The following is an 819-nucleotide window of genomic DNA, read 5'->3' on the forward strand; positions in this document are numbered from 1 at the left end:
AGTGTTACTCTCAAAGAGTATGAAGCAAAAAAAGCAAATGCACCCGGTTTTGGTAATATCATTGATCTTATGGCCCGGTCTCATTTGGAAACTGAGCACAGTCGCGTTATCGGCTTGTTCCTCAATCCAACGGAAACACACCACCACCCGGAATTTGGCGAACTATTTCTCAATCGCTTGCGAAAGAAACGACAGCTACGATTATCGGCAGATTCGGTGCAAACGAAAAGGATACCGGAAACACGAATGTTCAGGTCGCGTTGCTGACTGAACGAATAAAAGAACTCAGTGCGCACTGCAAGCAATTCAAAAAAGACAAAACCGCCTCCCACGGGATTATCAAAGCGGTCGGACGGCGCCGAAGACTACTCACATATCTGCAGCGTTCCAATCTGGAAGGCTATCGGTCGCTCATCAAAGAACTTGGTTTACGCAAATAACTGCCTATCTGCCGCGCCTGCGGCGGTTTTTTTGTTTTTACGGCGTATTTCCCCGCACAATGACAGGCTTTCTCCCACGACGTAATTTCGTCAAGAAGGGTTACTATGATTCAAAGAGTTGCCTATAAAATCGGCAATAACGAGCTGATTTTGGAAACAGGCCGCCTGGCGAAACAGGCGAACGGCGCGGTGTACGCGCAATATGCAGGTTCGGCGGTTATCGCCACGGTCTGCGCTTCGCCGGACGCAGCGGAAGGGCTGGACTATGTGCCGCTCACCGTGGATTACAACGAAAAGTATTACGCCGCAGGCAAAATCCCCGGTGGCTTCATCAAGCGGGAAGGTCGCCCCAAAGACAAAGAAATCCCCGTCTCGCCGC

The 819-nt window shown here is 50.4% G+C and carries 2 protein-coding genes and 1 pseudogene; all 3 read left to right on the forward strand.

The genetic code is table 11. The annotated features are described in order from the left end of the window. Nucleotides 1–267: PDDEXK-like family protein (locus tag AWU74_RS12760; protein ID WP_238580213.1), on the forward strand; the 267-nt coding region annotated here is incomplete at its 5' end. Next, entirely contained in the window at nucleotides 165–440 is a 276-nt protein-coding gene (gene rpsO, locus AWU74_RS06565) for a 30S ribosomal protein S15 (RefSeq protein WP_162504961.1), read from the forward strand. The genes AWU74_RS12760 and rpsO, both read left to right, overlap by 103 nt. A 105-nt stretch (nucleotides 441–545) precedes the next feature. Continuing rightward, nucleotides 546–819 (forward strand): annotated as a pseudogene (locus AWU74_RS06570) (polyribonucleotide nucleotidyltransferase); the annotation flags it as partial.

Source organism: Treponema endosymbiont of Eucomonympha sp. (assembly GCF_001028545.1).